The organism is Salirhabdus salicampi, assembly GCF_024259515.1.
In the GTDB taxonomy this organism is placed as follows: Bacteria; Bacillota; Bacilli; order Bacillales; family Alkalibacillaceae; genus Salirhabdus_A; species Salirhabdus_A salicampi.
In genome coordinates this window covers 245,526-262,496 of the sequence record NZ_JANBWE010000002.1, presented here as the reverse complement: position 1 = coordinate 262,496, position 16,971 = coordinate 245,526, and the positions used below count along the sequence as shown (strand labels likewise).

16 protein-coding genes are annotated in these 16,971 nt (G+C 37.7%); 13 read left to right on the top strand and 3 right to left on the bottom strand.

All coding sequences use genetic code 11. From position 1 onward, the window contains the following. Positions 1–40: 40 nt before the first annotated feature. From glsA to pyc, 4 genes are all read left to right on the top strand, one after another. Positions 41–970 carry a glutaminase A gene (glsA, locus tag NLW78_RS07330; RefSeq protein WP_254496406.1) on the top strand — a complete coding sequence of 310 codons (930 nt, stop codon included), beginning with the start codon at positions 41–43 and terminating at the stop codon, positions 968–970. Positions 971–1,068: 98 nt separating this feature from the next. After that, positions 1,069–1,362: an Fpa/YlaN family protein gene (locus NLW78_RS07325; protein ID WP_254496405.1), complete on the top strand. Its 294-nt coding sequence runs from the start codon at positions 1,069–1,071 to the stop codon at positions 1,360–1,362. 142 nt (positions 1,363–1,504) lie between these two features. Next, positions 1,505–2,710 (top strand): putative lipid II flippase FtsW, encoded by a 1,206-nt coding sequence (gene ftsW, locus NLW78_RS07320; RefSeq protein WP_254496404.1) that lies wholly within the window; start codon positions 1,505–1,507, stop codon positions 2,708–2,710. Then, positions 2,698–6,141, top strand: a complete 3,444-nt coding sequence (gene pyc / locus NLW78_RS07315) for a pyruvate carboxylase (RefSeq protein WP_254496403.1) — start codon at positions 2,698–2,700, stop codon at positions 6,139–6,141. Before ftsW ends, pyc begins: the two co-directional genes overlap by 13 nt. Positions 6,142–6,174: 33 nt before the next feature. Here the strand turns inward: pyc and NLW78_RS07310 are convergent, their stop codons facing one another. Next, positions 6,175–7,095, bottom strand: a complete 921-nt coding sequence (locus tag NLW78_RS07310; RefSeq protein ID WP_254496402.1) for a COX15/CtaA family protein — start codon at positions 7,093–7,095, stop codon at positions 6,175–6,177. A 474-nt stretch (positions 7,096–7,569) separates the two neighbouring features. Here NLW78_RS07310 and cyoE point away from each other — a divergent pair, with 474 nt between their 5' ends. The 8 genes from cyoE (at position 7,570) to NLW78_RS07270 (ending at position 14,730) form a co-directional block, all read left to right on the top strand. Continuing rightward, on the top strand, positions 7,570–8,505 hold the full coding sequence (gene cyoE, locus NLW78_RS07305; protein WP_254496401.1) for a heme o synthase: 936 nt from the start codon (positions 7,570–7,572) through the stop codon (positions 8,503–8,505). Between the two features lie 105 nt (positions 8,506–8,610). Continuing rightward, positions 8,611–9,816 carry a cytochrome c oxidase subunit II gene (gene coxB, locus NLW78_RS07300; RefSeq protein WP_254496400.1) on the top strand — a complete coding sequence of 402 codons (1,206 nt, stop codon included), beginning with the start codon at positions 8,611–8,613 and terminating at the stop codon, positions 9,814–9,816. Between the two features lie 53 nt (positions 9,817–9,869). Then, positions 9,870–11,735, top strand: a complete 1,866-nt coding sequence (gene ctaD / locus NLW78_RS07295; protein WP_254496399.1) for a cytochrome c oxidase subunit I — start codon at positions 9,870–9,872, stop codon at positions 11,733–11,735. Then, a complete protein-coding gene (locus NLW78_RS07290) occupies positions 11,735–12,367 on the top strand; it encodes a cytochrome (ubi)quinol oxidase subunit III (protein WP_254496398.1) in 633 nt (210 codons plus the stop codon). Before ctaD ends, NLW78_RS07290 begins: the two co-directional genes overlap by 1 nt. Positions 12,368–12,370: 3 nt before the next feature. Continuing rightward, positions 12,371–12,691, top strand: coding sequence for a cytochrome c oxidase subunit IVB (gene ctaF, locus NLW78_RS07285; protein WP_254496397.1), 321 nt, complete (start codon positions 12,371–12,373; stop codon positions 12,689–12,691). 138 nt (positions 12,692–12,829) lie between these two features. Further along, the gene (gene ctaG, locus NLW78_RS07280; RefSeq protein WP_254496396.1) at positions 12,830–13,717 is read left to right on the top strand and encodes a cytochrome c oxidase assembly factor CtaG; all 888 of its coding nucleotides are present in this window, start codon (positions 12,830–12,832) and stop codon (positions 13,715–13,717) included. Positions 13,718–13,742: 25 nt separating this feature from the next. After that, positions 13,743–14,198 carry a DUF420 domain-containing protein gene (locus tag NLW78_RS07275; protein WP_254496395.1) on the top strand — a complete coding sequence of 152 codons (456 nt, stop codon included), beginning with the start codon at positions 13,743–13,745 and terminating at the stop codon, positions 14,196–14,198. A gap of 13 nt (positions 14,199–14,211) precedes the next feature. After that, positions 14,212–14,730 carry a GNAT family N-acetyltransferase gene (locus NLW78_RS07270; protein WP_254496394.1) on the top strand — a complete coding sequence of 173 codons (519 nt, stop codon included), beginning with the start codon at positions 14,212–14,214 and terminating at the stop codon, positions 14,728–14,730. Positions 14,731–14,746: 16 nt separating this feature from the next. Here the strand turns inward: NLW78_RS07270 and ytvI are convergent, their stop codons facing one another. Both ytvI and NLW78_RS07260 read right to left on the bottom strand, forming a co-directional pair. Then, positions 14,747–15,802 (bottom strand): sporulation integral membrane protein YtvI, encoded by a 1,056-nt coding sequence (gene ytvI, locus NLW78_RS07265; protein WP_254496393.1) that lies wholly within the window; start codon positions 15,800–15,802, stop codon positions 14,747–14,749. Positions 15,803–15,926: 124 nt separating this feature from the next. Then, positions 15,927–16,298: a YugN family protein gene (locus NLW78_RS07260; RefSeq protein WP_254496392.1), complete on the bottom strand. Its 372-nt coding sequence runs from the start codon at positions 16,296–16,298 to the stop codon at positions 15,927–15,929. Positions 16,299–16,470: 172 nt separating this feature from the next. Between NLW78_RS07260 and NLW78_RS07255 the strand changes: the two genes are divergently transcribed. After that, positions 16,471–16,902 (top strand): CBS domain-containing protein, encoded by a 432-nt coding sequence (locus NLW78_RS07255; RefSeq protein ID WP_254496391.1) that lies wholly within the window; start codon positions 16,471–16,473, stop codon positions 16,900–16,902. Positions 16,903–16,971: the final 69 nt, after the last annotated feature.

Genomic DNA, 16,971 nt, shown 5'->3' with positions numbered 1-16,971 from the left:
CGGACATAAAGCGTTTTCGCACTAAGGAGGCCAAAATTCCATGAAAAAAGTTTCCGATGAACAGTTAAAAAGTTGGATGGAACATGTGAGAATATATGCCAATAACGGCAAGGTAGCCGATTATATCCCAGCCTTAATGAGACAAAAGCCGGAAATTAATGCAGCAGCGTACTATGATGTTGATGGTTCATGTGTAGGGGCGGGACAAACCGAATATCGATTCACGTTGCAATCGGTATCCAAAATATTAGCATTAGCTGTAGCATTGATGAAGCACGGAGAAGGAGCTGTCTTTAGCCGAGTGGGAAAGGAGCCGACAAGTGATCCGTTTTATTCGATCTCAAAATTAGAGTTGGAGAAACCTTCAAAGCCGATCAATCCAATGATAAATGCAGGTGCATTAGCTATTACAAACATGATGTGTGGTGAAAATTCAGAAGAGATGGTTGGGGAAATCATTCAGTTAGCTAAGGAGCTTACACGTGAAGATTCAATTGATTATGATGAAGAAGTGGCAAAATCTGAATATGAGTCTGCTTTTTTAAATCGCTCCCTCGCTTATTTTATGAAGCAAAATGGCGTTATTACTGGTAGTGTAGAAGAACTGTTAGATGCCTATACAAAACAGTGCGCCATTACGATGAACGTACAACAGCTGGCCCGTATTGGAGCTGTTTTTGCCAATGATGGAAAGGATATGGAAACAAACGAACAAATTATTCCAGAGCACTATGCCCAAATATGTAAAACATTTATGGTGACGTGTGGAATGTATAACGCTTCAGGATCTTTTGCAATTCGAGTCGGCATACCTGCAAAGAGTGGCGTTTCTGGAGCTATTCTTGGTGTTGTGAAAAATCAAGGGGGGGTAGCTGTTTTTGGGCCAGCTTTAGATGAAAAAGGAAATAGTGTTATAGGCATAAAATTATTAGAAATAATGGCAAAGCACTACAAATGGTCAATATTTTAGTAGAAAATTCCCCTCACAAAATAGCTCAATCTTGCATTTTTAGGATGGAAACGATAATATATTTAAATAGATAGCTCTAATGGTGAGGGGGAATATCCGTGTCATCCGAAGTTGCGATACATCATCGTGAGCAAGCATTAGCCCTTTTGAAGGCAGATGCGGACCAAATATTACAATTAATCAAAGTACAAATGGATAATTTAACGATGCCCCAATGTCCTCTATATGAAGAGGTTTTAGATACACAAATGTTCGGTTTGTCGAGGGAAATTCATTTTGCTGTTCGCTTACATTTAATTGACGAGGAAGTTGGCAAGGAAATTATGGAAAATCTCGAAAAACAGTTGAGCGCACTTCATGAAGCGGCTCAAGCACAAAAATCATCCGAATAACTCAAGTTGCAACAATTGTTGTGATTTGAGTTTTTTCATTATTATCTACGGAAGTAAGAAAAACGATATGTTGCAGGAATTATGTCTTAACGTATAGTATATTTACTACTAATAGAAAAGCTGCTAAAGGGATGTCTGAAAAATGAGAAATGAGCGAAAAAAAATTGATTTTCCTTTATTTATGACACCACTACTTTTAGGTGCCTTTGGCATTTTAATGGTCTATAGCTCCAGTATGGTATACGCTGTAGTCCAATTAGAAGTGTCTAGTACATATTTTTTAATCAAACAATTGCAATGGTTTTGTTTAGGAACAGTCATTATGGGGATAGCTGCTTACTTTCCCTATCGCAAGTATCAGAGGTTAGTTAAAGCTATGGTTTTTGTCATGGTAGTGCTCCTAATTGGCGTTCTTTTTATGGGGAAGTTAGTTAATAACGCTAGATCATGGTTTGAGGTTGCCGGCATTACTTTTCAACCGGCTGAACTAGCTAAGATTGGATTGATTTTTTATTTAGCTTCTGTCTATTCAAAAAAGACTGCATATATTCATGATTTTATTAAAGCTGTTATCCCACCACTTGTCTTGACAAGTTTTGTCCTCATGTTAATTATGAAACAGCCGGATATAGGGACTGCCTCTATTATCTTTTTAATTGCCTCAACGGTTATTGCAAGTTCTGGGATTCGAGTGAAGCATTTGCTCGGCTTAAGTGGGGTCGCTACAGGATTACTTTTGTTCACCGTCCCAAATATGGTAACGGAAGAGCGGATTTCTCGCTTTACTGGAGCGTTCAATCCTTTTGAAGACCCTTCGAATAGCGGTTTTCACTTAATTCAATCCTATTTGGCCATAGGCAACGGTGGCTTATTTGGACAAGGTTTAGGGAACTCAATACAAAAACTAGGTTTCTTACCGGAACCTCATACTGATTTTATACTTGCAGTTATAGCAGAAGAATTAGGTTTGTTAGGTGTAACGATCGTTATTGGACTTCTGGCATTCGTTGTCGTCCGTGGCTTATACATAGCAAAGAAATGTCGAGACCCTTTTGGGTCACTGTTAGCTATTGGGATAGCTTCAATGATTGCGATTCAAACATTTATTAATATTGGATCAATGAGTGGATTGCTACCAATTACAGGTGTACCCCTTCCTTTCATTAGTTACGGAGGAAGTTCATTGCTTATATTAATGTTTTCAATGGGGGTTTTAAATAATATTGCAATGGAAGTAATGAGTTATGATCTCCCCATGAAAAAAGAAGTCAAACCGACTCCGACAAAGTCAAAACAAAAAGATGTAGTGAATTTACATGAAAGAGGTGGAAAAACATGGGTGAACTAAAACAATTTCAAAAAGTATTAGTTGCAAATCGTGGAGAAATAGCTATCCGAGTATTTCGTGCATGTACAGAATTAAACATAAGAACAGTAGCGATTTACTCGAAAGAGGATTCTGGAGCATATCACCGTTACAAAGCAGATGAAGCTTACTTAGTAGGGGAAGGAAAAAAGCCGATAGATGCTTACTTGGATATAGAGGGCATTATTGAAATCGCTAAAAGTGTAGGGGTAGATGCGATTCATCCAGGATATGGGTTCCTTTCAGAAAATATACATTTCGCTAGAAGATGTAAAGAGGAAGGGATTACGTTCATCGGCCCTGACAGCAAACATTTAGATGTTTTTGGCGACAAGGTTAAGGCTAGAACACAGGCTGTTAATGCTGGAATACCGGTTATTCCGGGAAGTGACGGACCTGTTAGCAATGTAGAAGAAGTTGAACAATTTGGGAAAACTTATGGCTATCCGATCATTATTAAGGCAGCGCTTGGGGGCGGCGGTCGTGGAATGCGTATCGTTCGTAGTGAATCATCTGTTAGAGAAGCATACGATCGTGCGAAGTCTGAAGCGAAAGCCGCATTCGGCAGTGATCAAGTTTATGTTGAAAAATTAGTCGAAAATCCAAAGCATATCGAAGTACAAATTCTAGGGGATCAAGACGGAAATATCGTTCATCTATATGAACGTGATTGCTCTGTGCAAAGACGACATCAAAAAGTGGTAGAAGTAGCACCCAGTGTTTCTTTACCTAATGAATTACGGGAAAAGATCTGCTCTGATGCTGTTAAATTAATGGAAAATGTTCAATATAAAAATGCTGGAACAGTAGAATTTCTAGTAACTGACCAGGAATATTACTTTATTGAAGTAAATCCACGAGTTCAAGTTGAACATACCATTACAGAATTAATTACAGGTATCGATATTGTCCAGTCACAAATTTTAATCGCGGAAGGTCATAACTTGTTTGGTGACACATTAGAAATACCAAAACAAGAACAAATTAAAACGAACGGTTTTGCCATTCAGTCAAGGGTAACAACTGAAGATCCATTAAATAATTTTATGCCGGATACAGGTAAAATTATGGCTTATCGTTCAGGTGGTGGATTTGGTGTTCGACTTGATGCCGGAAATGGTTTTCAAGGAGCCGTTATCTCACCCTACTATGACTCGTTGCTAGTAAAAGTTTCAACGTGGGCACTTACATTTGAACAAGCAGCAAAAAAAATGGGCCGTAATTTAAAAGAGTTTCGTATTCGTGGAATTAAGACAAATATCCCTTTCTTAGAAAATGTGATCCAACATGAAAAGTTTTTATCTGGTGAATACGATACTACTTTCATAGATAAATCACCTGAGTTGTTTGTTTTTCCAAAACGGAGAGACCGTGGAACGAAGATGTTAACTTATATCGGCCATACAACGATTAACGGGTTTGGAAATGGAGAGCAAAAGAAAAAGCCATCCTTTCCTAAGCCTCGAATGTCGAAAGTGAAATATTCAGCGCCGATTCCGAACGGAACGAAGCAAATATTGGACGAGCGCGGTCCTGACGGCCTAATGAAATGGATTAAGGAACAAAAAGAAGTTTTATTAACCGATACAACATTCCGTGATGCCCATCAATCTTTGCTGGCGACCCGAATAAGAACGAGAGACCTGGCACAGATAGCGGAACCAACTGCAAGGTTACTACCTGACTTATTCTCTGTTGAGATGTGGGGTGGTGCCACATTTGATGTATCTTATCGATTCTTAAAAGAGGACCCCTGGGATCGTTTGTTGACGTTGCGAGAACGCATGCCTAATGTGCTTTTCCAAATGTTATTGCGTGCAAGTAACGCTGTCGGATATAAAAATTACCCAGATAACGTGATTCAACAGTTTGTCCAAAAAAGTGCAGAAGCCGGAATAGACGTTTTCCGTATCTTTGACAGTTTGAATTGGGTCGAGGGTATGACATTAGCAATTGATGCCGTTCGCAACCAGGAAAAAGTAGCGGAAGCTGCCATTTGTTATACGGGTGACATATTAGATTCAAATCGGACGAAATACGACTTACGTTATTATCAAACGATAGCAAAGGAATTAGAAAGTGCTGGCGCTCACATGCTAGGGATTAAAGATATGGCTGGGTTAATTAAGCCTGAAGCTGCCTATCAGCTTATTTCTACATTGAAAGAGACGGTGGATATCCCGATCCACCTTCATACACATGATACGAGCGGAAACGGCATTTTCACCTATGCAAAGGCAATAGAGGCTGGGGTTGACGTTGTAGATGTTGCCTGTGGCCCAATGGCAGGTTTGACTTCACAACCAAGTGCGAATAGTCTATATTATGCTTTGTCACATATGGAAAGAAAGCCTGGTATTGATATAAAAGCATATGACCAGCTGGGGCTGTACTGGGAAGATGTACGTTCTATGTACAAAGAATTTGAAAGTGGCATGAAAGCTCCTCACTCAGAAGTGTACATCCATGAAATGCCAGGCGGTCAGTATAGTAATTTACAACAGCAAGCGAAAGCAGTTGGATTAGAAGACCGTTGGGATGAAGTGAAGAGTATGTACCGCCGCGTAAATGATATGTTTGGGGATATTGTAAAAGTAACGCCTTCATCTAAAGTAGTAGGGGATATGGCATTATATATGGTTCAAAATAACTTGAATGAAGATGACATTTATGAAAGAGGAGAAACGTTAGATTTCCCAGATTCGGTCATTGAAATGTTTCAAGGTTATTTAGGACAACCCCACGGTGGTTTTCCGCAAGAACTACAAAGAATTATTTTAAAAGGGAAAAAGCCTATACAAGTGCGTCCAGGCGAATTGTTAGAGAATGTAGATTTTAAGGCAATGGAAGAAACTTTATACCGTACGTTAAATCGAGAAGTAACAAGCTTTGATCTCATTTCAAACGCTCTTTATCCAAAAGTGTTTATGGATTACAATAAATTTTATGACCAATATGGAGATACGTCAGTACTGGATACACCAACATTCTTCTATGGTATGCGCCTCGGAGAGGAAATTGAAGTTGAGATTGAAAAAGGGAAAACGTTAATCGTTAAATTGGTTTCAATCGGTGAACCACAGAAAGATGGAACGAGAGTTGTTTATTTTGAGCTAAACGGTCAACCAAGAGAAGTTATTATAAGAGATGAGAGTATTACGAGTGCAATTGAAGAGCGACCGCAAGCTGATAAAGGAAATGAAAAGCATATCGGTGCAACCATGCCAGGAACAGTTGTGCAAGTTATCGTGGAAAAGGGAGAAAGAGTCAGCAAAGGTGATCACTTAATGATTACCGAATCGATGAAAATGGAAACGACAGTCCAAGCACCGTTTGATGGAAAAGTAAAAAATATATACGTTGAACAAGGTTCTGCTATTAAAGCAGGAGATCTATTAATTGAATTTGAATAAAAGAATCCCCACAGAATATCTGTGGGGATTCTTTTAGTTTATTTCTTTTTCGTATTTGGCACTTCGGTTGGAGAGTAAAATATAGTAACTGAGTAAACCGAAGAAACAGGAAATGATAAGCGCATGTAACAATGCTATATATAGATTTAAATATGTCACGATTACTAAGGCACCTAATGTAACTTGGAGAGTCATAAGTCCTAGACCAATTCCCCATCCTATATACATAACTTTGTTCGTGCGGTACTCTTTCCAAACTTGGATTGATATGTAAATAACCCATATGAAGAGGGTAGCCGCAGCTAATCGGTGACCCATTTGAACCCATTGCTCGAAGCTCAAAGTCGAAACATTCATTGTCATCCCGTCACATAAAGGCCAGCTCTTACAAACAAGACTCGCCTTAGCATGCCTTACAAGTGCGCCGGTATATACGACGCATAATGTGTAAACGAAAAAGGCATAGAACTGAACACGTAGTCTCTTTTTGATAAGCAGAGATTTTGCATCAAATTTTTGATCAATTTCAAAGATTAAAAGGGTTAATAAGAAAACAGCTGCAAACGATATGAGAGAAATTCCGAAATGCATTGCCAGTACGAAATCCGATTGCCCCCAAACAACGGCAGCTGCGCCAATTAAACCTTGTAATACGAGGAAAAAAATTGACATAATAGCTAAAAACTTTGTTTCTCGAATGTGTCCATAACATTTCCAAGCCAATATCGATAAAGCAAGCACTAATATACCGACAGTACCGGAAACCATTCTATGACTTAATTCAATGACTAGCTCTGTTGTAATTTTACTTGGTATAAGTTTCCCGTCACATAAAGGCCAACTTCGCCCGCATCCCATACCTGAGTTTGTCTTTGTAACTAAGGCTCCACCAACCAACACAACTAACATTCCTAACGTTGATAATATGGAAAGCCATTTTAATATTCGAATCATTTCTCCACCTCACAACATTTCAGGCAACTAACCATGTTCATAGTAATATAAAAGATTCAATCATTGCAAAATAATTATAAATGAGTTGAAAAACAGTTATTTAGTGTTATGTAAGATTTTCCGCCCATTTGGTGTAAATTTGAAAAAAACCTTGCATTGTCTTTCGTTGTTTGCTAGAAATAAATAAGAGATGTGAGGGAAAGCTACATTAAGGTTATAACTGTCTGTGCATTTCACAATAATACTACATAAAAAAGATCCATTTCCTATTTATAAATGAATGTTCATTTTTTTGTCACATTTTCGATGAAAATCTGTGATTAAATAGAACTGATAGGCATTAAGTGGTACAATTAATGTTGATGTTTTTGAGTGACAATATCTATCCGTTTTTTAGGACTTGTACATGTAAGGTGCAATGATGTATCCTTATGTTCGGATTTTTGGATTGAGCAACAGAGAGGAAGGCTATTGATGAATAACCCTAGGACAATCAATACTGCATCTCCGATTATGGATCAAGCGCAACAAGATGGTGAACGAACATATTGGGCAGACTTTCTATCATTAATTAAAGTTGGTATTATTAATTCTAATTTAATTACAACGTTTGCTGGATTTTGGATGGCATTATATTTTTCTGGCACATCGTTTGTTGCACAATGGGAAACGTTCGTCCTCGTTATGCTAGGTACATCATTAGTAATAGCTGGAGGATGCGTATTAAATAATTATTATGATCGTGATATTGATTTTAAAATGAAAAGGACGAGTAACCGACCTACAGTAACGGGAACAATGTCATTACAGCATATTTTAATGTTAGGAATCGGTTTTACCTTTTTAGGTCTTATTTGTTTGTTTTTAACGACACCTGTAGCAGCCCTGTTCGGTTTTCTAGGCTGGTTTACGTATGTCGTTTTGTATACAATGTGGTCTAAACGCCGTTATACAATTAATACAGCAATAGGTAGTTTTTCAGGGGCAGCACCTCCGGTTATAGGCTGGACTGCTGTTGATCCCTATTTCCATCCGGCTGTATTTGTATTATTTTTAATTATGTTTATATGGCAAACGCCACACTTTTTAGCATTAGCAATGATGAAAACAAAGGAATATCGTGACGCTGGTATCCCAATGCTACCTGTCGTACACGGTTTTCCAATTACGAAAAGACAAATAGCTGTTTACATTGCTTGTTTACTGCCATTACCATTTTATTTAGGGTCATTAGGAATGTTTTTCCTCATACTCGCTTCATTGCTAAATGTTGGGTGGCTCGTACTATCTATTTATGGCTTTTTTATGAAAGACGATTTGAAATGGGCAAAGTGGATGTTCATTTATTCACTTAACTATTTAATGATTTTCTTTTTTGCCATGATTCTTGTGACGATACCAGGATTTTAAAATTCATTCATACATCAGGAAAACGAAATTCGTTTTCCTGGTTATATATATTTATTCACCAAAATACATTGAACACTTAAAAAGAGAAAGAGAGGTATCAACCCAATGAAAGGATGGATGGGACGTTTTCGCGCTCTATTTTTAGTAAGTGGTTTAGCATTGCTGCTCTCAGGGTGTGGAAAGCCATACTTAAGCGCCTTGCAACCGAAAGGTGAAGGATCAGAAATGATTTACGACTTAATGCTATTAAGTATCGGAATTATGGTCTTCGTCTTCGTTGTTGTAATGGTTATTTATACCATAGTTTTAGTCCGTTTCCGTCAAAAGAAAGGACAAGAGGACTTCATTCCGAAACAAACTGAGGGAAGTCACTTGTTGGAAACGTTATGGACTGTTATTCCAATTATTTTATTACTTATTCTTGCTGTACCAACCGTACAGTACACATTTGCGCTATCCGATACAACCCCTACTACCGAAGAAGGAAATGTAGATGAAGATGCACTATGGATTGAGGTAACAGGGAACCAGTATTGGTGGCATTTCAATTATCAAAATTTAGATATTCAGACTAGTCAGGATTTATATATTCCTACTGATCAACGTGTATATCTAACAATGAAATCAAACGACGTAATTCACTCGTTCTGGGTGCCATCTATTTCTGGTAAGATGGATACGAATCCAGGAGCCGGTGATAACGAAATGTTCCTTCATGCATACCAGGAAGGTATTTACTGGGGGAAATGTGCAGAATTATGTGGACCTTCACACTCCATTATGGACTTTAAAGTAATTGCAGTAAGTCCTGGAGAATTTGATCAATGGGTAGAAGATATGCAAAATGTCAATGTTGCAGCAGATGAAGATACACTTAGTCCTACAGCAGCTGAAGGTAAAGAGTTGTTTGAAGAAAATAGCTGTATTGCATGTCATGCGATAGGTTCATCTCCATCAGCGGTTGGTCCAAATGTTACCAACTTTGGTCAACGTACTACAATTGCGGGTGTAATTGAGTACAACGAGGAGAACTTAATTGAATGGATTTTAAATCCTGAAAAGTTCAAACCGGGTAACCGTATGACGAACAATTATCCAATGCCAAGTTATGAAGAGGCAGAAAAGATTGCTGAATACTTAATGACGCTAAAACCAAGTGATATCGGCCCAGAATCTGCAGAAGATGGGGTGTACTTGAAAGCGAAAGATAAAGAAGAAGATACAACTGAAACAGAAGATACTGAAGAAACCGAAGAAGAAACAGATGATACAGAAAATGAAGAAGAAAGCGAAAATAATACAGAAGAATAATCTTCTGAACAATTTGTTCGAAAGGTTATCATTGTTTAAGGGAGGTTCTTAGCGTGAGTAAAGCTACAGCTCAAAAGCGTGGCTTCGGCGCCGTTTTATGGGACTACTTAACAACAGTTGACCATAAAAAAATTGCCATTTTATATCTAATAGGTGGAGGGTTTTTCTTCCTATTAGGTGGATTAGAAGCTATGCTCATTCGTATCCAGCTAATCGCACCTGACAATAATTTTGTCAGTGCACAATTCTACAATGAAATTTTAACAATGCACGGAACAACAATGATTTTCTTAGCGGCTATGCCGTTGTTGTTTGCACTAATGAACGCAGTAGTACCGTTACAAATTGGTGCTCGTGACGTAGCGTTTCCATTTGTAAACGCATTAGGTTTATGGTTATTTGTATTTGGAGGAATTTTACTTAATTGTGCATGGTTCCTAGGAGGAGCACCTGACGCAGGTTGGACTGCTTATGCTCCATTATCCGTATTATCACCTGGACATGGTGTTGACTTTTATGCACTAGGATTACAGATTTCCGGTTTTGGTACGTTAATGGCAGGTATTAACTTTATGGTTACCATCATTAATATGCGTGCACCGGGTATGACATATATGCGTATGCCACTGTTTACATGGACAACATTCGTGGCAAGTGTACTTATTCTTTTTGCTTTCCCAGCACTAACAATCGGTTTATTCTTCTTAACATTTGACCGACTGTTTGGCGGTAAGTTCTTCTTATCAGATTTTGGTGGGAACGAAGTGATTTGGGAACACATCTTTTGGATATTTGGACACCCCGAGGTGTATATCCTAATTCTACCGGCCTTTGGTATCTTTAGTGATATTTTAACAACGTTCTCGAAGAAACGTTTATTCGGATATTCATCAATGGTATTTGCTACCGTATTAATTGCGTTTTTAGGGTTTATGGTATGGGCCCACCACATGTTTACTGTAGGTATGGGACCAATCGCAAACTCAATTTTCGCTATCGCTACGATGGCCATTGCAGTACCTACTGGTATTAAAATCTTTAACTGGTTGTTAACGATGTGGGGTGGAAGTATAAGGATGACGACTGCTATGTTATGGTCAGTGGCATTCATTCCTACATTTACGTTAGGTGGTATTACAGGTGTTATGCTGGCGTCAGCAGCAGCAGACTATCAGTACCACGATTCTTATTTCGTAGTTGCCCACTTCCACTATGTCATTGTGGGTGGAGTAGTATTTGGAATCTTTGCTGGGCTACATTATTGGTGGCCACGTATGTTTGGTAGAATTTTAGATGAAAAACTGGGCAAGTGGACATTCTGGTTGTTCTTTATTGGTTTCCATCTAACATTCTTTATTCAGCACTTCCTTGGTTTAATGGGAATGCCACGTAGATATTGGAAATTCCTACCTGATCAAGGGTTAGAAATTGGAAATATTATAAGTACATTTGGTGCGATCTTTATGGCGATCGGTTCTATCTTGTTCTTCTATAACATCATTAGAACACATACAAAAGGTGAAAAAATTACGAATGGTGACCCATGGGATGGTCGTACACTAGAATGGGCGATTCCTTCACCAACGCCAGAGTATAACTTTAAACAAACACCTCTAGTTCGTGGTCAAGATCCGTTATGGGTTGAGAAGATGCAAGGTAACGGGAAAATTATTCCATCCGAGCCTGTTGACGATATCCATATGCCAAACGGGTCCATTCTACCATTTATTATTTCACTCGGTTTATTTATCGCCGGATTTGGAGTAATATATCGAGTAGACACTGAAATAGGTGGATATATTGCCATTGCTGTAGGATTACTTATTACTCTCGGTGCTATGGCAGCTCGTTCTTTAGTTGATGATGTAGGTTATCACATTCATAAAGAAGATTTAGAAGAAGAGGGGGCGAGGGACTAATGGGAGCACATGAAGATGTACTAAAGTCTGGTGAATTACCACAAGAACCCGAAAAAGCCACCCTTGAAGGGAAAAATAAATTTTTAGGTTTTTGGTTTTTCTTAGGCGGCGAGACTGTACTTTTTGCAACCTTATTCGGAACATACTTAGCACTGAAGAATTCTTTCGGTAATCAAGATGGGTATACTACCCAGGAATTGTTTGGCTTAGGATTAGTTTTCTTGATGACAGTAATCCTTTTGTCAAGTTCCTTAACAAGTGTATATGCGATGTACCACATGAAAAACAATAACTTTAAAAAGATGGTATTCTGGCTCCTAATCACAGTTGCATTAGGTGCAACCTTCTTAGGTCTAGAAGTTTATGAGTTCTATCATTACGCTCATGAATATCATCATACATTTACGGCACACGCATTTGGATCTGCATTCTATTCATTAGTAGGATTCCACGGTGCCCACGTATTGTTTGGTCTATTATGGATCATGACATTAATTGTTCGAAACTATAAACGCGGATTGAATCTCTACAACGCACCGAAGTTTTATGTAGCAAGCTTATATTGGCACTTTATTGACGTTGTTTGGGTATTCATCTTTACGGTTGTTTATTTGATGGGGAAGGTGGGGTAATTAATGGAAAAGAACACCAATTCCACACAACAGGCTGAATTTTATAAAAACAAACATCGGGAAGAGTTAAAGTATCACAACATCTCATTCGCATTAATGATCGTTTTTACTATCATTGCTTTCGGATTAGTAATGGGGGATTATAGTAAAACGTTCGTAATACCGATCATAATCGTGTTAGCTGCAGTACAGGTGATGTTCCAGCTTTATTACTTCATGCACATGAAGGACAGAGGTCATGAATTGCCAGCTTTAATGATATACTCAGGAGTATTTGCAGCAGTGTTAACCATTTTAGCCTTAACGACAATTGTATGGTTATAATGATAAACCGGAGCAGGAAGCTCCGGTTTTTTTGTTTGTTTTTTGACAATTTTGGGAACGATGGTGGAATACTTAGAGTTGTCATATAAAATCAGTTATAATAGGGGAGAAAAAAGCATTTAATTGGAGTTGACAATGATGTGGTCAAAATTACAAATCTTCGGTTTCCGGGCATTATGGAGTCCGTACTTTTTATTATATGTTCTATTTATAGCCATTGCTTATTACTTAATCACAGGTCCTCTACGTCAAAAGTTCGGAGGGAATGTGGAAAAACCAACAGTAAAGCAACAAGTGTCGTTCTACTTTGGACTTTTCCTCTTATATGTGATGAAAGGATCTCCGATTGATTTAATGTCTCATATATTATTAATGGCCCACATGATTCAAATGGCCTTTTATTATTTAGTATTTCCAATCTTAATTATTCGTGGTATTCCAACTTGGGTATGGCAAAAGGTATTTCGAATAAAAGGGTTATCAGCTATTTTACGATTATTTACTAAGCCATTAATTGCAGTACTCGTGTTTAACGGACTGTTTTCTATATATCATATTCCAGCAATATTAGATTACTCGAAGAGTCATGAAATTGTACATGCTATCTTTTCGATCATTTTACTCTTTGCTGCCTTTTGTATGTGGTGGCCCCTATTTACGCCAATTAAGGAACAACAAACAATGAAACCGTTGTTTAAAATATTGTATATTTTTGGTAATGGTGTTTTGATTACACCTGCATGCGGTTTAATTATGTTTTCTTCGATGCCACTTTACGCCACCTACTCTGACGCTCAAGCATGGATTAATGCTTTAAGTTTATGTGTACCTGTTGATGTGTTACAAGGGATAACTCTAAGTGGTCCTGAACTATTTTCGGATATTACTACACTACATGACCAACAGGCTGGGGGCATTATTATGAAGGTACTTCAAGAATTTATTTATGGCGGTATATTAGCGAAAGTGTTCTATTCTTGGTTTCACAGTGAAAATCGAGGTATAGACCCAATTCCAAACACGTAACAACGAAATGAGAGGAGATTAACTTATGCATTTACTACCAACTTTAAGTACACTATTTATTGTTCTTAGTGCAATATTTGTTGCAATAGGCTGGGCTTTCATTATAAAAAAACGAAAAAAAGCACATAAAAAAGCGATGATTACCGCGGCCATTTTAGCGATTTTATTCTTTATTATATATGCGTCCAGAACAGTACTTTTAGGGAATACGTCATTTGGTGGTCCTGATGATATCAAAATTTATTATACGATTTTCTTAATTTTTCATATTATACTTGCAACAGTTGGGGCAGTGTTCGGTATTGTTACGTTAACATTAGCATTTAAACGTAACATTACGAAACATGAAAAAATTGGTCCTGTTACAAGTATTATATGGTTTTTCACCGCTTCTACAGGTGTAGTTGTTTATTTGCTTTTATACGTACTGTATGATGGAGGAGAAACAACAAGCATGTTAAAAGCGATCTTCGGCTTTTAATGGGGGATTTTTTATGAGGATTACAACCGATCGCATGGAAATACAAGCTCTATCGCTAGAGGACGCCAATACGTTGATTCGAAACAAGGAGTTATTTTTCCAGAAACAAAAAGCAGCTTTCCACAATTCATGGCCCCACCATGGTTTAAGGGCGTTGCTCCCATTATATATAGAACATTTTAAGTATGATAAAACAATATTGGGATTCGGTCCATGGGTGATCTGGAATCCAAAACGTGACGTTATTGGTGATATTGGGTTTAAAGGTGTACCGGTTCGTGGTGCAGTTGAAATTGGGTATTATATAAACCCGGAGCATCGGAAGCTTGGGTATGCTACTGAGGCAGTTGGAAGTCTGACGAAATGGGCTTTAGGTCAAACAGATGTATGCGTGATATTTGCCCAATGTGATATTCGTAATCAAGCATCTCAAAAAGTGTTAGAACATAACGATTATGTACAAACGAAAATTGAAGATGACATCGTGTTTTATCAAAAATGCGCTGAAATAAGAAACTGCACATCCACTTAGGATGTGCAGTTTTATGTTATATTTTAACGTTTAATTTAATAATACCGGCTTCTCGTGCAGAGTTGAAGATGATAACGAAAATAGGTCCTAAGAAAAACCCAAACACACCAAGTAATTGTAAGCCTAAATACATTGCAATGAGCGTGGCTAGCGGAGATAACCCGATATGTCTTCCCATAACTTTCGGTTCAACAGTCCGTCGAATTGCTAATAAGATGACTGCCAAAATGGCAAGCTTAGAGCCGGTTATCGGATCACTAGCTAAAAACATATATAGTGCCCAAGGACCTAAAACAACAATTGACCCTATAATCGGAATAAAGTCTATAACCCAAATGATCAGCGACATAATAATTGCTACGTCAGGTGCAATATATAAGAGACCAATTAGACTGACGGCAAAAATAAATATACTTACAAGTAATTGTGCTTTAAAAAAGCCAAAGATCACATAGGATAATCGAGATGTCATAAAGCTAAATTTTTGCGCTGTTTGTTCCGTCATGACCGAATAAATTTTTTCTTTTAGTCTTGGTATTTCTAACATGAATAAAAATAATGCAATTAAATAGACTAGAATACTTACGATGTATTCCGGGATTTTTGCAACGATACTTGCCAAATTTTCTATCGTTACATTTGAGGAAAGCTTCGTTTTCATTGCACTTAAATTTTGGTCAATCGTTGTCGTAAACTCGGTCACGACTTCAGTCGGTAAGTCTTCTGCAAAATTATTGATATCCTCTTGCCAATCATTAACGAGTAAACTAACTTGGTTTATGTAATGAGGTGCATTTTCAGTTAACTTAACAAGTTGGGAAACCGCCTTTGTTGTTAAGTAAAATCCGATGGTACTCATAATGATTAAAAATAGGATAAAAACAACCATAACACTTATTTTCCGATTTATTGGCACTTTATGAACCAGCAATTTTACAACAGGGTTTAACACTAAAGCTGTAAATAAAGCTAAAATTAATGGGATCGAAATCGGTAAAATAAATAATATTATTAAAATGGCTAATATGAATAAAAGTATCTTTGTCAATTGGGATTTCGTTAGTTTAAACAATTCGTTATGTATCTCCTTTCCCTGCACAAACATCTATAAAAAATATAGCATGATTTGATACGTTTGAACAGGTTTAAGCTTAATATAAAAAAGGCTGTCGAATTTTACTCAACAGCCTTTAACATTACTTATTTGTTCGAAATTCTTTTAGAGACTCAGCTACTTGCTCCAGTACTCGTTTCGTCTTGTCTAACACGTGAGTGGAAAAACCTTCCTCTTCACCATATTCAATGCCATGTGGATAGTAATGTCTTCCTAATAGTGGTGTAAGGAGCGTAATAACAGCGCTTCCGCTATCTACTTCCCCTTCAACAGCATAGCCTTGAACACGGATGTAAATGGTTTCATTTGTTTTCGGTGTATCAATTTTGTAATCGTATGTAACACGCTCATAATCCCATGCAGCTGTGCGGACGAAACCAGCTTTTTCCATTAAAAAGTCTAATGGTTTGAGGTCAATCGTAACTCCGTCTATTCCTGTTTCTTCAATTCTCATGTATTTTCACCCCACAAAGATTTCTTGTCATATAACACCATAATAGTATGAAATGAAACAATAATCAATTCCTTCATTATAAATCCCGTTATTTAAGAAAAATGTGTAACAAAATGGACACAATAAAAAAAGAGGAAACAATGTTTCCGCAAACAACACAGGAGGGATGAAGATGAAATCTGTACGTGATATTATGACAACAGATGTAGACGTATGTACAACTGAAGATAATATTTATGAAGCAGCTGTTATCATGAAAAATCGCGATGTTGGAGCAGTGCCGATATGTGACCGTGAGGCACATTTAATTGGTATGGTAACCGACCGTGACTTAGTGATACGTGGTTATGCGGATAAAAAGTCGGGCTCTACTAGTATACAAGAGGTTATGAGTGACCAATTATATTCTGTTTCCCCTGACACGACTACTCAGGAAGCTACTGAAATTATGGCCGAGAAGAAAATTCGTCGTCTACCGGTTGTCGATAACGGGAAATTAGTCGGAATTGTTTCCCTCGGTGATTTATCACTTGATGAACAGTCAGACGAAGCAGCAGGAGAAGCGCTAGAAGAAATCTCTGAAACACGCCCTGGCATGCACTAAGGATAAACCGCCCACCAATGGGCGGTTTATTTTATTTGTAAATAAACGATTCCTGAGAGACAGGTCATT